Origin of the sequence: Shigella sp. FC1567, from assembly GCF_001743015.1 — a bacterium.
Taxonomy (GTDB): domain Bacteria; phylum Pseudomonadota; class Gammaproteobacteria; order Enterobacterales; family Enterobacteriaceae; genus Escherichia; species Escherichia coli.
In genome coordinates this window covers 1-421 of sequence record NZ_MIIV01000409.1, presented here as the reverse complement: position 1 = coordinate 421, position 421 = coordinate 1, and the positions used below count along the sequence as shown (strand labels likewise).

Below are 421 nucleotides of genomic sequence, written 5' to 3'. Positions count from 1 at the left end.
GTAACCTCGCGCATACAACCGGGCAGTGATGTGATTGTCTGCGCTGAAATGGACGAACAGTGGGGCTACGTCGGTGCTAAATCACGTCAGCGCTGGCTGTTTTACGCGTATGACAGGATACGGAGGACGGTTGTGGCGCACGTCTTCGGTGAACGCACTCTGGCCACACTGGAGCGTCTTCTGAGCCTGCTGTCGGCCTTTGAGGTCGTGGTATGGATGACGGATGGCTGGCCGCTGTATGAATCACGCCTGAAGGGAAAGCTGCACGTTATCAGCAAGCGTTACACTCAGTAGACTGGCCCCCTGAATCTCCAGACAACCAGTATCACTTAAATAAGTGATAGTCTTAATACTAGTTTTTAGACTAGTCATTGGAGTACAGATGATTGATGTCTTAGGGCCGGAGAAACGCAGACGGCGT

At 52.3% G+C, this 421-nt stretch carries 1 pseudogene; it reads left to right on the top strand.

The window, feature by feature from the left end:
• A pseudogene (locus tag BHE85_RS18740) lies at nt 1-291 on the top strand (IS1-like element IS1X2 family transposase); the annotation flags it as partial.
• Nucleotides 292-421 lie beyond the last annotated feature (130 nt).